The 15631-nt window shown below is 51.4% G+C and carries 14 protein-coding genes and 1 pseudogene; 7 read left to right on the forward strand and 8 right to left on the reverse strand.

The window, feature by feature from the left end:
• The first annotated feature begins 149 nt into the window (after positions 1 to 149).
• The 5 genes and pseudogenes from PN477_RS06995 (at position 150) to PN477_RS07015 (ending at position 2878) form a co-directional block, all read left to right on the forward strand.
• Positions 150 to 524: a pentapeptide repeat-containing protein gene (locus PN477_RS06995; RefSeq protein ID WP_272115722.1), complete on the forward strand. Its 375-nt coding sequence runs from the start codon at positions 150 to 152 to the stop codon at positions 522 to 524.
• A gap of 96 nt (positions 525 to 620) precedes the next feature.
• Positions 621 to 1120: pseudogene (locus tag PN477_RS07000) on the forward strand (transposase); the annotation flags it as partial.
• Positions 1121 to 1316: 196 nt separating this feature from the next.
• A complete protein-coding gene (gene vapB / locus PN477_RS07005; protein ID WP_272115723.1) occupies positions 1317 to 1559 on the forward strand; it encodes a type II toxin-antitoxin system VapB family antitoxin in 243 nt (80 codons plus the stop codon).
• The gene (locus tag PN477_RS07010) at positions 1556 to 1942 is read left to right on the forward strand and encodes a type II toxin-antitoxin system VapC family toxin (protein WP_272115724.1); all 387 of its coding nucleotides are present in this window, start codon (positions 1556 to 1558) and stop codon (positions 1940 to 1942) included. Before vapB ends, PN477_RS07010 begins: the two co-directional genes overlap by 4 nt.
• A 156-nt stretch (positions 1943 to 2098) precedes the next feature.
• Entirely contained in the window at positions 2099 to 2878 is a 780-nt protein-coding gene (locus PN477_RS07015) for a hypothetical protein (RefSeq protein WP_272115725.1), read from the forward strand.
• A 251-nt stretch (positions 2879 to 3129) separates the two neighbouring features.
• Here the strand turns inward: PN477_RS07015 and PN477_RS07020 are convergent, their stop codons facing one another.
• Positions 3130 to 3915, reverse strand: a complete 786-nt coding sequence (locus tag PN477_RS07020; RefSeq protein WP_272115726.1) for a hypothetical protein — start codon at positions 3913 to 3915, stop codon at positions 3130 to 3132.
• 124 nt (positions 3916 to 4039) lie between these two features.
• Between PN477_RS07020 and PN477_RS07025 the strand changes: the two genes are divergently transcribed.
• Positions 4040 to 4528, forward strand: a complete 489-nt coding sequence (locus PN477_RS07025) for a Uma2 family endonuclease (protein WP_272115727.1) — start codon at positions 4040 to 4042, stop codon at positions 4526 to 4528.
• Positions 4529 to 4590: 62 nt separating this feature from the next.
• On the opposite strand, the gene PN477_RS07030 is transcribed toward PN477_RS07025, so the two are convergent.
• The 7 genes from PN477_RS07030 to folD form a co-directional block, all read right to left on the reverse strand.
• Positions 4591 to 4953 carry a phage holin family protein gene (locus PN477_RS07030; protein WP_272115728.1) on the reverse strand — a complete coding sequence of 121 codons (363 nt, stop codon included), beginning with the start codon at positions 4951 to 4953 and terminating at the stop codon, positions 4591 to 4593.
• Positions 4954 to 4971: 18 nt separating this feature from the next.
• Positions 4972 to 5451, reverse strand: a complete 480-nt coding sequence (locus PN477_RS07035) for a single-stranded DNA-binding protein (protein WP_272115729.1) — start codon at positions 5449 to 5451, stop codon at positions 4972 to 4974.
• A 138-nt stretch (positions 5452 to 5589) separates the two neighbouring features.
• Positions 5590 to 8118 (reverse strand): mannose-1-phosphate guanyltransferase, encoded by a 2529-nt coding sequence (locus PN477_RS07040; RefSeq protein WP_272115730.1) that lies wholly within the window; start codon positions 8116 to 8118, stop codon positions 5590 to 5592.
• A 382-nt stretch (positions 8119 to 8500) separates the two neighbouring features.
• Positions 8501 to 10609, reverse strand: coding sequence for a cation:proton antiporter domain-containing protein (locus PN477_RS07045; RefSeq protein WP_272115731.1), 2109 nt, complete (start codon positions 10607 to 10609; stop codon positions 8501 to 8503).
• A gap of 144 nt (positions 10610 to 10753) precedes the next feature.
• Entirely contained in the window at positions 10754 to 12478 is a 1725-nt protein-coding gene (gene bicA / locus PN477_RS07050) for a bicarbonate transporter BicA (protein ID WP_272115732.1), read from the reverse strand.
• Positions 12479 to 13019: 541 nt separating this feature from the next.
• The gene (locus PN477_RS07055; RefSeq protein WP_417158770.1) at positions 13020 to 14138 is read right to left on the reverse strand and encodes a quinone-dependent dihydroorotate dehydrogenase; all 1119 of its coding nucleotides are present in this window, start codon (positions 14136 to 14138) and stop codon (positions 13020 to 13022) included.
• A gap of 2 nt (positions 14139 to 14140) precedes the next feature.
• Positions 14141 to 15010 (reverse strand): bifunctional methylenetetrahydrofolate dehydrogenase/methenyltetrahydrofolate cyclohydrolase FolD, encoded by an 870-nt coding sequence (folD, locus tag PN477_RS07060; protein ID WP_272115734.1) that lies wholly within the window; start codon positions 15008 to 15010, stop codon positions 14141 to 14143.
• A gap of 133 nt (positions 15011 to 15143) precedes the next feature.
• Here folD and PN477_RS07065 point away from each other — a divergent pair, with 133 nt between their 5' ends.
• Entirely contained in the window at positions 15144 to 15434 is a 291-nt protein-coding gene (locus tag PN477_RS07065) for a hypothetical protein (RefSeq protein ID WP_272147108.1), read from the forward strand.
• Positions 15435 to 15631: the final 197 nt, after the last annotated feature.

The raw sequence follows: 15631 nt of genomic DNA on the forward strand, positions 1-15631 counted from the left end.
ATGGCGTATCTGAAAATGTCTGTGGAGATGATGGGACGGGGGCTTTGCCTAGTTACCAATCTGTGAAGCAGAAACTCTTAGGTGTGAATCTAAGAATCCCCCGTTAGATTGCTTTAGCAATTAACGGGGGAGTATGTCAAGAAGCGGATTTGAGGGATACCATCCTTGAGGATGTGGTGTTCAAGGGCGCACTATGCAATTGTCGCACTCAATTTCCGCCGGAGTATGATGCGATCGCCGCCGGGGCCTATCTGATCGCGCCGGGGGTGGATTTGCAGGGGACGTTGTTGAGTGGGCTGTATCTGGCGACTTTGAATTTAGCCGGGGCGAACTTGAGCGGGGCGGATTTGCAACATACGAATTTAATGGGGGCGAACCTCACCGAGGCCAATCTCCAAGACACCAACTTCAGCGGGGCCAATCTCAGCGGCGCAAATTTAACCGGGGCCCGGTGCGATCGCGCCTGTTTTGACGATGCTAATCTTTGCGGGGCGACCCTTGCCGATGGCACGATTCACCCCTAAGAGGTTGTGTAAAAAGAAATGTAAAGGAAGTGGAGTCATCCAAAAAGAGACCTGGCATCGTAGAAAGAGTAGAGCACGTTGAAATTCTATGCCTTACCTTCGTTGGTAGCCATTGATTCTCAATCCGTCAAGACGACGGAAAAAAGCGGGAAGTCTACGGCTTTGACGGTGGCAAGAAAGTCAAAGGACGTAAGCGTCATCTCATCGTCGATTCTCTTGGTCAGATTATGAAGGTCATCGTCACCGAAGCCAATGGCCAAGAGCGAGTTGGTGCCGCCTATGGCTTGATGGCGTGGCGAGAGCAATATCCCGAAATTGTAGAGAGACTGCATACGGTGCTTGCCGACGCGGGATATCGAGGGGACAAGTTTCGCCTGTGCGTTTGGTTACTAATGCAGGCAGGGGTAGAAATTCGTGAAAATCTCAAGAAAGAGTTTGAGGTAGTGGCGAAGCGTTGGGTGGTAGAGCGGACTTTTGCTTGGTTTAATCTCTACCACCGATTGAGCAAGGACTACGAGTTATTACCGGAGGTGTCCGAGTCAGGAATCTATGCAGTGATGATTCACCTGATGCTGCGTTCTCTCGCACCTTCTTAATCTTTCTTTTTAAACAGCCTCTTATTCATTCACTCCCGATGACAATCAAAACGTGATTACCTTGAATGACAAAAATATGAAATTCGGCTGTTTTTTGATTTGCGTAGGGGCGAAAATTTTTTCACCATTACACCACTTAGAGACTTGCACAATCTGACTTAAGCAGATTCCACATCAATAGGAGAATAGCAAAATTATGACACTAGAAATATCGATTCTCAACAACCTCAAAAAACTGCCTTATTCAATGAAACAGGCTGTATTTCTGTACACAGAATTTTTAGTAAACCGCATTACTGATCAAGGTGATAACTCGATTGAAACTTTGCCAAAAACAATGTCAAAAAAACGTGGTGGTCTAGGCGTTTGGCAAGGTAAGGTCTGGATTGCCGATGACTTTGATGCTCCCCTAGATGACTTTCAGGAATATATGTCGTGAATTACCTAATTGATACTCATGCTCTTATTTGGTATATCCAAGCGAGTGATAAACTGATTCAAAATGTCGCAACAACTTTAGAAGATACTGAAAATACTCTCTACTTTAGTATTGCTAGCCTTTGGGAAATTGCCATCAAGCTAGGGCTGGAAAAGCTCAAACTTGATAACTCATTTCATGACCTTGAGGAATTACTGAAAAGTCTTTCAATTGAAATTTTACCGATCACATTTGCGGATACAGAAACTTATTTGTGTCTTCCCCTTCATCACCGTGATCCGTTTGATCGTATCTTAATTGCTCAGGCAATGAACCGCTCCTTATCTATCATCACCGCCGATTCTGCTTTTGATGCCTACGCTGTTGAGCGGTTATGGTTATGATTTCCGTCGCCCCCCTCAAGGCACTGGTTCCTTGGCGACTCTTGCGCTCCAAAATAAGGTTAATGTTCATTGAAAACTTGTGAGAATTTATTGCTCTGCTACAATAGATAAACCTTTCCATCATACTTTTTTAGCTATAAGTTTTGAGAATTAAAAATGATGATCATAGTGAATGATGAAGTGGATTTTGCAGAGGAATCGTTTTACGACTCTTCCTTACTTAAAACAGAATATATGCAGCGTTATCGAGAAAGATATTACCACGGTAGACAAAAACGTTTTTTCAATCCTTGTCGAAATTATTTGAGCATTATTAATTATTTGAATGAAATTCATCAATATCAAAAAACTCATGCAGCGTCTTTTTCAAAAAGGATAAAAGCCCAACAGAAGAATTGGAAAGAATGTGAATCTATTGTGTCAGAGATAATTGTATATCATAGTTATCTTCGACCAATGTATGAAGGATTAGTGTCTTCCATATTCCTTGAAGCTGATGAATGTGATGTTATAGTTGAACGCTGTGATGGCTCAAAGTATTACCTTGAAATTTTTTGCATAATGCCTAATCTCCCGGAAGAAGGGAGTGCCGATATAAAAACTCACACACAAGAAGCATTTTCATCAGTAAGGCAAAAGCTCTTGAATAAAGCAAATAAACAAAAACAATTTCAAAAGGAGAGAGAAAATTTTGCCGTCATAGAGCTGAACAACCACATCATTGCCAATGATTTTGTGGTTCCAGCATCTTTGTCAGATGGTTACAAAATTAATATTGATCGAAAAACAATGCAATCAGTACATGAAGGATATGACTGGAACAATTCGGTATTTGAATTGCCAGAAACTAGATTTTTGAAAGGAATTATTTGGTTTCATCTGGGAGATTATCAGTATAGAGAAATACTGATTAATCCATACTATGGAAGAAAGTAATTTAAAATAAATTAAACACAATGCATTTAAATAGATGTGTCTTACATCAGCAATTGTCATTATGAAAAAGATTTTCGTCAAAGTCTCTATTTTTAGAAAATATTCTGCATGTTAGTAAATTCCGATGTGCCTGATTTAAGATGGTGCGTCAATCGTCAATCTGAATCTTTTGCATCATGAGTTAATCACTTTGATACACCTTACAATTTCAATCTTGATCTGAAGTGAACCTCTAGCATTGATTCTATATCTTAATGTTTGGAAAGAAGTAAAGTGCCAAAGAGAAGAGGGTGCATGTACGTTGTTTTTTCCACAGGAATAACAACTTTTTCATGAGCAGGCTGGATAGGAACTCCAGGCGGAATCTCCCATCTTTTAAACTCTTCAATAAACCTTTTTTTCTCCTGTTGAGTATACTTATGTATAGGAATAACCAAATAAAACCAAAACGACTTTATAGCAATAAGACGGATTTGAAATTTATTATTTTGAATTCCTTTATTGTTTTTAGTCCCAGTGAATGAAATTTTAGCACATCGCATTCCATTATGGCTAAATTGATTATTTATAACTTCTCCTGCCTCACCGATTAGTTTTGAAGGAGTTACGATTTGAAGTCGAATTGAAAATCCTTTGGGTCTTTTGCTTACCCCTAGTATGTAATCTTTGACTTTGTGATGAGCAGCAATTGCTATCTTATCATCTCCTGTAGCACGACATGAGTTAAATGATATTTTTAACAAGGAACGCAGGAGCAAATCATATGAGTATGTAAACACAACACTATTGCCGGCTTGTACCTGCTCTTTTAATTGATCATCATATATTTCAGCTAAATATTGGTCTAGTTGGCTCAATTGCACATTATTACAGTTTTTACAAACATCTTTGATGACCGGCTCACCTGCGTAAAACCTCCCCGTTTGTGAATTGTAAGTCTTTAATTTAGATTCCCATCGCTGAATTAGTGATTTAGGCCAAATATGCTCTTTAGTCATAGCCGCCTCAATACCGCAATACGCGCAAACTTTAGACATAAAGTAAAACCTTCTAACTAAAATTTGATTATAGCTAACGACCTATTAGAAAGAAACTTCTCCAGCCACAACTTTTAATTTTCGCTACGCTTGTACCATCACTCACAACCCTTCACCCTTGCCGATGGTCGCCTCTAGCCTCCGCTGGACTACCCGCGATTTAACCGCCATGCCCGACGATGGCGACTGGAAGCGTTATGAAATCGTTGATGGAGAACTGTACGTGACCCATGCCCCTCATATTCGCCATCAAAATGCAGGCGGTAATCTTCAGTTTGAGTTGGAGTTGTGGTCACGCCAAACAAAATTGGGCAAACCCGTCAATACCCCCGGTGTAATCTTTTCGCCCTACGATGCCGTGAGCCCCGATCTGGTGTGGGCCAGCAATGCCCGCTTAGAGCATGGCCTAGATGAAGCCGGGCATTTTATCGTTGCGCCGGAATTGGTCGTCGAAGTGCTTTCCGCCGGATCGCAAAATATCCAGCGCGATACCGAAATCAAACTGAAACTCTATTCCCGCTATGGGGTGCAGGAATATTGGATTGTCAATTGGCAACTGCAAACGGTGGATGTATACCGACGGGTGGCGGCACAGCTTGAGCGAGCAGATTAACGTATGTCGTAACACGATCCTGAGACAGGGACGCGATCGCGCTCCTGTCTTAAGGCTACGGGTTAGAGGAGGCTATGAATCAGGTTGCCAATAATGGAATTGGAGAGGCTTAAGATCAGTGCGCCGAGTGCCGCACTCCAGATGCCGTTTTTCAGTCGAAACCCTTCGACTAACTGAGCAGCGAGGGCAAAAATAATCACATTGACCACGAACTTTACCAAACCGGAGGCAAGACCTAGGGTTAAGAACGTGACGGGCAACGCCAAAATGAGCAAAATCGGGGCGACGATCGCATTCAAAACCCCAAACACCAGCCCCGCGATTAACGCCTTATTAAAGCCGTCAATTTCAATTCCCAAGGGCAGGTTAGAAATAATCACTAAACTAATGGTCGTGATCAATGCCGTGATCAAAAAGGTCATCATAGGGGCTAGGCTCCGAAGTTAAAAGGGGATATCGTCTAGATCGTCATTGGACAGGGGTTGCGGTTCTGAATTGGGCAGCGGGGCGGGGGGCGCAACGGGGGCAGGGCTAGACAGAGGCGGGCTATTGAGGGGGCGGCTGTAGTTTTCCATCGACACGACGTTACTGGGGCGATCGCTGCCACTGGCCACATACGCACCGTCTTGTTTGAAAATTTGGGAGGCGTTCAGTTCGGCGCGTTTTTCCTTCAGCCCGTCTGGACGGTCGATGGTGTTCATGCGGAGGTTGCCCTGGATGATGATGCGATCGCCCACCTGATACTGCTCTTGAATTTCCGTCGCCAGATTGCCCCAGCCCACCACCTTAATCCGATTGGGGGGATCAGTGTCCCGCGAGGCCGGGAACTCTACCAACATTTGAGCCACCGGACGCTGATTATCTTGGGTGTAGCGTAGTTCCGGAGCTTGGACAATCTGCGCCATCAAAATACAACTGTTCATAATATCCTCAACATGATCAGCAGGGAGAAACGCCCTCACCCTATTTTAGGAGTGCGCGGTGCGATGGGCATCATTTCTCTTCAGTGTAGCGTAGCGATCGCCCCTCATTAGATCAAAAATACTAATTCATCACCCCGATCACACCTTCATCATCTCCGTCCCCTGCTCGTGGTCAATAAACTGCTGCACCCGGTGGCGATACTCCTTCAGGGTCAAATCCACCCAATCCCGGTCTTCACTATTGGCATACAGATGAACAATCGGCTCCTCGGCATCGGGCAAAATCAGCACCCAATTGTCATTCTGGCGATTAATAATCTTCACCCCATCAATTAACTCCAACTCCTCCGCCGGATGGGTCTCCACCAAATGCCGCATCAACGCCCCCTTCACCGTCCAGGGGCAACGCATCGTATAGGACTTGTACCAAACTCGCGGCAGTTCAGCGCGAATTTGTTCGAGCGATCGCTCCTGTACCGTCAACATCTCGATCATCTTGGCAATACAAAACATCGCATCAAACCCCGGATGTAACTGCGGGAAAATAAACCCCGTTTCACCACTACCACCGAGCACCACACCCTGATTCGCCTGACAGGTTTCCATCAACGCCGTCGGGTTCGCCTTCGTCCGGATCACCTGGGCATCGTGGCGGCGGGCAATTTGTTCGACTGCACTCGACACCTGCACCGGCATCACAATTTTGTTACGCGGATAGGCCGTCAACATCATATCCACCATCAACGCCGTTAAGGTTTCACCCCGAATCGGCAGCCCCCCCTCGTCCACTAAAATAAACTGCTCGCCATTAGCCGACACCTGCACGCCAAAATTGGCCTTCACCGCCTCCACCACATGGCCCAACTGCATTAACAACCCTTCGCGGCTCTCGTTTGACACCGCCGTTTGATTCAAGCTCGCGTTGAGCACCACCGCATCACAGCCAAATTTCGCCAACAGACGCGGCAAAATCGCCCCCGACACCGCATACACATAGTCAATCACCACCTTGGCCCGGCTCATGCGCACCGCTTCAACGTTTAATTGCCGCTCAAAACTCTGACTGTAGGCTTCGAGCATTTGGGAGGCGTAGCTCATCGTGCCAATTTCCGAGATCGCCACCCGGCGCAGGTCTTCTTTGAAATAGACCCCTTCGATTTTTTTCTCTTTGGCTTTGGAAATGTTGATCCCTTTGCGGTCAAAAAATTCGATCAAAATTGAATCGGGGCGATCGGGATGGAGGCGCACATGGATGCCCCCTTCCACATTTTGGGCAGGGATAATCGTGCGGGCGAGGGGGATGGCGGTGGATTCGAGGTTTTGCACGCCGACCCCCGTGGACATTAAACCGGCAATCAGCGATCGGCTCACCATGCGCGAGATGGCCCGTTGATCCCGTGACACCGTGACCATGGCTCCCGGTTTGAGGGTTGATCCGTAGGCGGCTCCGAGTTTGACGGCGAATTCGGGGGTGATGTCAATGTTGGCGAGACCGGAAACGCCCTGTTGACCAAAAAGATTGCGCTGGGCCATATTTCCCCAAATGAGATTGATGTTGAGAATGGCTCCGGATTCGATTTTTTTGCTGGGCCAGACTCGCACGCCTGGGCTGATCTGGGCTTCTTCGCCGACGCTGGAAAGAGACCCAACGACGGCCCCTTCCAGGATATGGGCGCGGCGATCGATACGTGTGCCTCGTGAGATGATGCAGCCTCTGAGGTGGGCTTCTTCCCCGATGATCACTCCGTTGGCGATGATCGGGCGTTTCAGGTTGGCATCGGCTCCGACGGTGATGTTGTCGCCGAGGATGGTTCCGGCTTCGATGTGGACGCGGGGGCCGATGCGGCAGTTGTGGCCGATGAGGACGGGGCGTTCAATGCGGGCGGAGGAGTCAATGTAGGTGTTTTGTCCGACCCAGAGACCGGTGGACTGTTCGGGGTAGTCGAAGTCGAGGGTGAGGCGTTTTTCGAGACAGGCGTATTGGGCTTCTCGGTAGGCATCGAGGTGGCCGACATCACACCAGTAGCCTTCGGCGATGTAGCCGTAGAGGGGTTCTCCGGCGGCAAGGAGGAGAGGAAAGAGGTCTTTGGAGAAGTCGGATTCTTCGTTGGGGGGGAGGTATTGGAGAACGTCGGGTTCGAGGATGTAGGTTCCGGTGTTGACGGTGTCGGAGAAGATTTCGCTGGTGGCGGGTTTTTCGAGGAAGCGGGTGATGCGGTGGTTGCTGTCGGTGATGACAACGCCGAATTCGATGGGGTTGGGGACGCGGGTGAGGATGATGGTGGCTTTGGCGTTTTTGGTTTTGTGGAAGGCGATCGCTGCCCGCAGATCAAAATCCGTCAGGCTGTCACCGCTGATCACCAAAAAGGTATCGTGGAGCAATTCTTCAATATTCTTCACACAGCCGGAGGTGCCAAGGGGTTGCTCTTCTTCCACCGCGTAGGTCATTTGTACGCCAAAATCACTGCCATCCTGGAAATAGTCGCGCATGATGTCCGGAAGATAGTGCAGCGTGGCAATGACTTCGGTAATCCCATTCCGCTTGAGCAGGTTGATGATATGTTCAGCGATGGGACGATTGACGATCGGCACCATCGGTTTGGGGAGATCACAGGTGAGGGGGCGCAGTCGTGTTCCCGAACCACCTGCCATCAGCACTGCACGCATAACTACTCCTGTACTTGTTGTGAGAATTTCGGGGGAAGGGTGGAGTGATTCGTCTTGCTTGCCTTGGGCAATCCATCCTGGAATACAGCCTAGAATCGATCCTGTATCCATTCGGGCTGCATTTTCCACCCGAATTCTATCAAATTCCTCCCCAGTCCCAAGAACTCCGTCTCTGAATCCCAAGGGAATCCGGACAATTTACCGCTTGCAATGGCAGCGATCGCCCCTCCCGATCCCATGATGCCCCGTGCCTGATTGATTGGGGCGATCGCCACAGGAGCAAGAGGCTATGCCTGTAGTGCAAGCTTCTAGCTCGCTGCCGTTGACCATTCTGGATCATGCATCCGCATTGGGAATGGGTTAGGGTTTGAGCGATCGCACCCTAAGCCATGAAATTCGCCTCCACATCATTGAAGTCACTGGGTTTCCACGTCGTATCACCAAACAGAACCAGGGAGCAGTCCAGTTTGGAGAGCACCGCCGTGGTCACATCACTGACAGCCAAACCGCCCACCGTCCGCCGTCGCACCGATCGCAGCAGCACCAGATCGTAGGACTGGGCTTGGTGCAAAATCGCCTTGGCAATATTGTCTTGGCAAATGATTTTGGGAATGATCGGGACGGAGGTGGCAGATTGGGCGATAAATTGATCGAGTTTGTCTTGAAACTGCCCGATTTCTGGCTGGGTGGCGAAGCGATCGCACACATGGAGCACCGTGATCGTCGCGGCGTGGGTTTCGGCGAACCATTGGGCAAACCGCACCGTCTGCAATGCCTGGGGCGTGATATTTTTCACCGGCACTAAAATCCGATGGAGATTCACCGGCTCATCCAGTAAGCGCATCACCGCCACCGGACAATGGGACGACCAAAACACATTGTCAATCACAGTGCCAAAGAGGCGGGCTTGGAGGCTCGTGGTGGGACTCCAGCCCATGACGATTAAATTCGCGTTGGCCTCACGGGCGGCGCGGCTGATCCCGTGGGCAATGTCGTCATCAATGCGAATCCGGGGCTGAGATGCGACGTTGAATTCTTCGCCGACCGCGATCGCCCGTTCGAGGAGGTGAGCGCAGCGTTGCACCATCGCATTCAGTTGTGGATCATCCATATGCACCGAGGCTTTCGCGATCGCCAACGGCACAATATACCCCTGCTCACGGTTCGCCAACAACGCCCCCATTTCAATCAGATAACGCTGGGTATAGGGGTTATAGATGGGGATCAACACCGTAAACCGCTCCGACTGCTCCGGGCGAGCGATCGGCATTTCCTCATTCAACACCGACAGATCCACCGTTTCTAGGGTGGTGGTCACCGTCAGCGATCGCGCAAACCGCCCCGTCAGCACCGGCCCCAAAATCGCCGTCACCAGCATCATCACGATCACCGCATTAAACACCGATATATTGATCACCCCCACCGTCACCCCCACCAACGCCGCCGCCAGCGTCGCCGCCACCTGAGGCAGCGACAATGACCACATCGTGATCATCTCATTCCACGAATAGCGATAGAGCAACTTCGCCACCAACGCCGCCAAAAACTTCGAGCTAATCAACCCCCCCACCATCATCACCGTCAGCGCCAGTTCCGAGGTCAAGGTCATCGCCAAACTCGACAGACTCAACAACAAGCCCATATTGACAAAGAAAAAGGGAATAAACAGCGTACTCCCCACAAACTCCACCTTTTCCTTCACCGGCGAACCGCCCACCACATCATTCACCGCCAAACCCGCCAAAAACGCCCCGACGATTTTATCCACATTCACAATTTGCGCCCCCACCGAAGCCAGAAACACCGCCAACAGCACAAAGAGAAATTGATTACTCTGCTCATCCCCCGTGCGGCGAAAATACACCTTCCCCGCCCAATCAAACCCAAACAAAACGATCGCAGAGTAAACCCCCAACGCCACCAACTGCGCCATTAAACTCGCCGCCGAAAAATCCCCATCATGCACCGACACACAGACCGCCAACACCAACAGCGCCGCAATATCCGTGAAAATCGTCGCCCCAATCGTCACCGTCACCGCTTCATTATTCACCACCCCCAACCGATTCACGATCGGATAGCCCAGCAGCGTATGGGAGGCCAGGAGAGACCCAATCAGAATCGACGCATTCCAGCCCAACCCCACAACACGCCCCACGATAATCCCCGCGATCATCGGAATGATAAACGTGGCGAAACCAAAGCCCAGGGAGCGGTTTTTTGTGCGGCGAAATTGGGCGAGATCAATCTCTAAACCCGCCACAAACATCAGGTAAATCTTGCCAATATCCGCCAGGAGTTCCATCGTCTCACTATCGGCGCTGAGCAAGCCGATGCCATCGGGGCCCAAAAAGACCCCCGCCACCAACAACCCCACTAACCCCGGCAACTGCAAGCGTTCAAAGATGGGGGGAATGGTCAAAATCACCAACAGTAACAGCGTGAAGGAAATCAACGGACTGTTGGGCAGAGCTTGAAAGAATGAGGTCATGGGCATTGGCAAGGGGGAATGGGTGGCCTGATCAAAAATCCGGTCATCAATCTGAACGATGATGACCGAATCTGGCGTAATTTTTTTGTTGTGATGTTAACGCAGTTTGGCGTTAATCGGTGACGTTGGGGCGATCATTTTGGATCATGTTGCGGTGCTCGGTGTTGTGCTCGGTGTTGTGCTTGGGGGAGTATCGTCGGTTTGCAGAACATCATCACCCGCATCAATGTCGATTAGTTCCATGGCTCGCACTAAGGCTTCTTGGCGTTGCATTACGAGGTGATGGGTGGGGATTTTGTCCAGGATGCCGAGTTTTTCGAGGCGGCGTTGAATGCTGCCCGTAGCACCGACGATGAAGACGTGGCGACCTTGCTCGATCGCTTCGTTAATCGCGTTTTCAATGGCGAGGGAGGAGGTCACGCCCAATACCGGCACATCGCTGAGGTCGAGGACGAGGCTTTCGTACTGTTGGATGGCGTTGTGTTCACGGGCGATCGCTTTTGAAACCCCAAAGATCATCGGGCCGCTGAGGTGGAACAGAAGAATCCGGCCCTCGGCGCGATCGAGGATTTGCATTTCCGTCGGTGACAGGATGATTTCATCATCAGCATCGGTGATGGTTTTCACCCGTTGGGATTGGAGTTTGGTCAAGCGTTCAATGGTGAGAATATTCGCCACGAAGACCCCCACACCGACGGCGACAATCAAGTCCACAAAGACCGTTAAGAGGATCACGCCGTACATGATGAAGGCGGCTTTGGGCGAAACTTTGTGGGCCCGCTTCAAGAAGCTCCAGTCCACAATATCGATCCCCACTTTGATCGCAATCCCCGCCAACACGGCCAAGGGAATCGGAGCAACTAAGGGCGCAGCGATCGCCACAATCACAAACAAGATCAGGGCACGAGTCAAGCCAGACAATGCCGTGCGTCCCCCGGTTTTAATATTGACCACGGTTCCCATCGTTGCCCCGGCTCCGGCAATGCCACCGAAAAGACCGGACATCAAGTTTCCTAAGCCTTGCCCAATCAGTTCTTTATCGGAATTATGTTCAGTCCGGGTTAAGCTGTCGGCCACCAGGGAAGTCAGCAGCGCATCAATACAGCCCAACATTGCCAAGAGTAGCGAATCCACAAGCATCAGCCGGAAGTCACTGGCGCTGAACACCGGAACGTGTAGTTTGGGGAGTCCCATGGGGATCTCGCCGATGACGCGGATGTCCACGTTATGGAAGAAGATCAAGGCGACCACCGTGCCGACAATTAAGGAAATTAATTGCGGGGGCACGACTTTGCGCACGGCTTTGGGGGTGAAGTAGAGCAAGGCCACAGCGATCGCAGCCAAGATCGTTTCCGACGGATTAATATTGCCGAGGAGTTCCGGCAGGTTTCGGATCGTGCCGACGACCCCCCCTTTCGGGCTAGCTTGGCCGAGGAAAGGAGCGGTTTGCAGGATGATCAGGATGATCCCAATCCCCGACATGAAGCCGGAAATCACGGTGTAGGGCATTAGGGTGATGTAGCGCCCTAGCCGCAAAAACCCAAAGAGAATTTGGAACAGACCCGCCATCATGACGACGGTGAAGGCCATGGCGAGGCCGTTTTCGGGGTCACTGGCGGTAAAGTGGGCGATCACGGCGGTCATCACCACGGTCATCGGCCCGGTGGGTTCGGAAATCAGGGTGGGGGTTCCGCCAAAGAGGGCAGCGAAGAAGCCGACGAGCACCGCACCCCAGAGACCGGCGGAAGCACCGGCCCCGGAGGCAACCCCGAAGGCGAGGGCCATGGGGAGAGCAATGACGGCGGCGGTTAGCCCTCCGAAAATGTCCCCCTGGACATTTTTAAAGTGAATGGTATTGGTCAGTTGCATGAGTTGTTATCGAGTGGAATGATCCGAAAAATGAGCAATGTTAAAAAGTTGTCTTGGGGAGCGATCGCCCCCGATGCAGTGAGCCTGGGGATACAATCACTTCAGCAAAATGCGATCGCTCACTCCCCTTGAGAATTACGTCCAAAAACCAGCGGACATAGTCTGTCCAATGCAAGGGTCATTGTGATCAGAAAACGGGGGGTACAATGCATTGATCAAAATCAATGCTTACCTGCGATCAATTTATTTTCATCGATGATAAGGGTAGAGTAAAGGCGATGCAACTCATGGACATTTAAGAATTCTTAATGGCTTGAGGTGCGAGGACTTGTGCTATAGCAGTAGTCGATATCGTTAGGACAGGCAAGGAGCTTAAGCCCCTTGTTCCTAGACATCCCCTTGTCCTAAGCAACCTGACTACGGCCATCAATGCCTTGTCATCAAAGTTTGACCGGTTGCCTTCAGTATCCGGCAAAATGGCGCAGGAATGAAGGAGCCGGGAGTATTTCCCGCCCCGCCTGGGATTGAATGCCTGGATCGGTTACTGAGGGGGGAGTTGTGACCCGATCGCCGCCTCAAGATTGGGTAAGTTATGGGCATCGAGTTGAGCGAGCAGCCCGGTGAGGATTTGACGCACGAGGAGCGGCCCTTGGTAGATCCAGCCGGTGTAGAGTTGGACGAGGCTGGCCCCGGCGGTGATTTTTTCCCAGGCATCGGCGGCGCTGAAAATTCCCCCAACGCCGATAATCGGTAACGTGCCTTGGGTTTCCTGCCAGAGGAGGCGGATCACATCAGTGGAGCGCGATCGCACCGGTCGGCCACTGATCCCCCCGGCTGCGGCGGTAACGGCTTGGCCGGTTGGGGCGATGTGGGTGGTGGTGAGGTCGCGGCGGATTGTGGTGTTGGTGGCGATGATCCCGGCGAGGGCGTATTGTTGCGCGATCGCTACCACATCGAGAATATCCCCATCGGCGAGATCCGGCGCAATCTTCACCACGATCGGTTTTTGGCCTGTATTCGCGGTTTGGAGGGCGGCGAAAATGGGTTCAAGTTGGTCGCGGGCTTGGAGCGATCGCAGCCCCGGCGTATTCGGTGAACTCACATTCACGACAAAATAGTCCCCCAATGCTTGCAACCGCTCGAAACTCCCTAGATAATCCGCCGCTGCTGCCTCTAGGGGGGTAATTTTCGACTTGCCTAAATTAATCCCGATGGGAATGGGGAAGGGATGCGATCGCTGGGCCAGGCGCGTTTGTAATGCCGCACTGCCGGCATTATTGAACCCCATCCGATTCAACACCGCCTCATCCGCCACGAGGCGAAAGAGGCGCGGCTTCGGGTTGCCCGGTTGGGGATGATAGGTCACGGTTCCCAACTCTGCAAACCCGAACCCAAAGGCATCCCACAGGCCCGCACCTTCGCCATCCTTGTCAAACCCCGCCGCCAACCCCACCGGATTGGGAAACTCAATCCCCCACAGGGTTTGGGTTAAGCGCGGATCATGGAACTGACAGAATCGGGCGATACTGTCGGGAATGCCCATAAACCGGGTGCGATCGAGCCAAGCGATCGCGGCAAGACTGCGCTGATGCACCTGTTCTGCATCGCCCAGCATTCCGGAAAAAAACACCGGTCGCGCCCATTGTTGATACCAATTCACCCCTACCCCCCAAACCGCCGCTGATAACTCCATACCGTATTGTGCAGCAACATCGCCACCGTCATCGGGCCAATCCCACCGGGAACCGGCGTAATCGCGCTGGCGATCGCCGCTACGGGGCCATAGTCCACATCGCCGACGAGCTTGCCCTTGCCCGTCTCCGGATTCTCAACGCGATTAATCCCCACATCAATCACCACGGCTCCCGGCTTCACCATGTCAGCGGTGATCATCTTCGGTTTCCCGACGGCGGCGACGAGAATATCAGCGCTGCGGGTGAGGGCGGCGAGGTCTTGCGATCGCGAATGGGCCACCATCACCGTGGCATTGGCTTCGAGCAACATCAACGCCATCGGTTTCCCCACTAAAATACTGCGCCCGACGATCACCGCCTGTTTCCCCGCCGGATTAATGTTGTATTCCTTCAACACTTCCATCACCCCATAGGGCGTACAACTGCGCAGGCCCGTTTCACCCCGGATCAACCGCCCCAGATTCGTCGGGTGCAGCCCATCGGCATCTTTATCCGGGTCAATTTCATGGAGCAACGCCACACTGTCGAGGTGAGCCGGTAGAGGGAGTTGAACGAGAATGCCATCGACGCGCTCATCGGCGTTCAGTGCATGGATGACGGCGGTGAGTTCGGCTTGGGTGGTGGTGGTGGGGAAATGCCGGCCAAAGGACGTGATTCCTACCTTGGCGCAGGCCCGTTCCTTGTTGCGCACATAGGCCGCACTGGCGGGATTGTCCCCCACCATCAACACGGCTAACCCCGGCGATCGCCCCCCTTGGGCTTGGATGGTTTCGACTTGGGTTTTGAGGGTGGCTTGAAGTTTTGCGGCGAGTGCCTTGCCGTCGAGGGTCTGCGACATAGGATGATAAGAAATGAGCAGCTTAAGTTTTGGATTGTACGAGAAACTGATGGCCAACGCGAAACTTCTTATACTTGCTTTACTATTCCTGGGGATGCTCGGCATCACAGGTTGCCCTGCCACCCTACCACCCTTGGGCAGTCCTGCCACCATTGATCGCATCCACGCCGATCATCAGGGGCAATCGGTGCGCCTCGTGGGAACCGTGACCCAGCGGGCGATGTTTTTGCAAGGGGGAGCGTATCAACTGCAAGACGAGTCTGGCAGTATTTGGGTGTTAACGCAGCAGCCCGTCCCGGAGGTGGGCGATCGCCTCTCGATTCAGGGGGAAATCACCTACGACGCGATCGCGGTGCAGGGACAAGAACTGGGCGAGGTCTATATTGATGAACGCGATCGCCAATTACCCTCCCTGGTTGACTGACAAAATTAGCCAGATCCCGGAAAGCCCTCACCCTAGCCCTCTCCCTAGGGGAGAGGGAACTGGAAAAATGGATCGGCTCCCCTCGCCCCGTGGGCTACTGCTTATACATAACGTTCAAATGTTGGCCTCGTCTGCGTTTGATCCCCCTAAATCCCCCTTAAAAAGGGGGACTTTTTTGCGTTCCCCCCTTTTTAAGG

Origin of the sequence: Spirulina subsalsa CS-330, from assembly GCF_028330765.1 — a bacterium.
In the GTDB taxonomy this organism is placed as follows: domain Bacteria; phylum Cyanobacteriota; class Cyanobacteriia; order Cyanobacteriales; family Spirulinaceae; genus Spirulina; species Spirulina subsalsa_A.

What these genes read in the sequence shown, in the direction of transcription:
- PN477_RS07030 (WP_272115728.1), bottom strand. Translation starts at nt 4,953, where the DNA reads ATGATGACCTTTTTGATCACGGCATTGATCACGACCATTAGTTTAGTG.
- PN477_RS07015 (WP_272115725.1), top strand. Translation starts at nt 2,099, where the DNA reads ATGATGATCATAGTGAATGATGAAGTGGATTTTGCAGAGGAATCGTTT.
- PN477_RS07035 (WP_272115729.1), bottom strand. Translation starts at nt 5,451, where the DNA reads ATGAACAGTTGTATTTTGATGGCGCAGATTGTCCAAGCTCCGGAACTA.
- folD (WP_272115734.1), bottom strand. Translation starts at nt 15,010, where the DNA reads ATGTCGCAGACCCTCGACGGCAAGGCACTCGCCGCAAAACTTCAAGCC.
- vapB (WP_272115723.1), top strand. Translation starts at nt 1,317, where the DNA reads ATGACACTAGAAATATCGATTCTCAACAACCTCAAAAAACTGCCTTAT.
- bicA (WP_272115732.1), bottom strand. Translation starts at nt 12,478, where the DNA reads ATGCAACTGACCAATACCATTCACTTTAAAAATGTCCAGGGGGACATT.
- PN477_RS07040 (WP_272115730.1), bottom strand. Translation starts at nt 8,118, where the DNA reads ATGCGTGCAGTGCTGATGGCAGGTGGTTCGGGAACACGACTGCGCCCC.
- PN477_RS07025 (WP_272115727.1), top strand. Translation starts at nt 4,040, where the DNA reads ATGGTCGCCTCTAGCCTCCGCTGGACTACCCGCGATTTAACCGCCATG.
- PN477_RS07020 (WP_272115726.1), bottom strand. Translation starts at nt 3,915, where the DNA reads ATGTCTAAAGTTTGCGCGTATTGCGGTATTGAGGCGGCTATGACTAAA.
- PN477_RS07045 (WP_272115731.1), bottom strand. Translation starts at nt 10,609, where the DNA reads ATGACCTCATTCTTTCAAGCTCTGCCCAACAGTCCGTTGATTTCCTTC.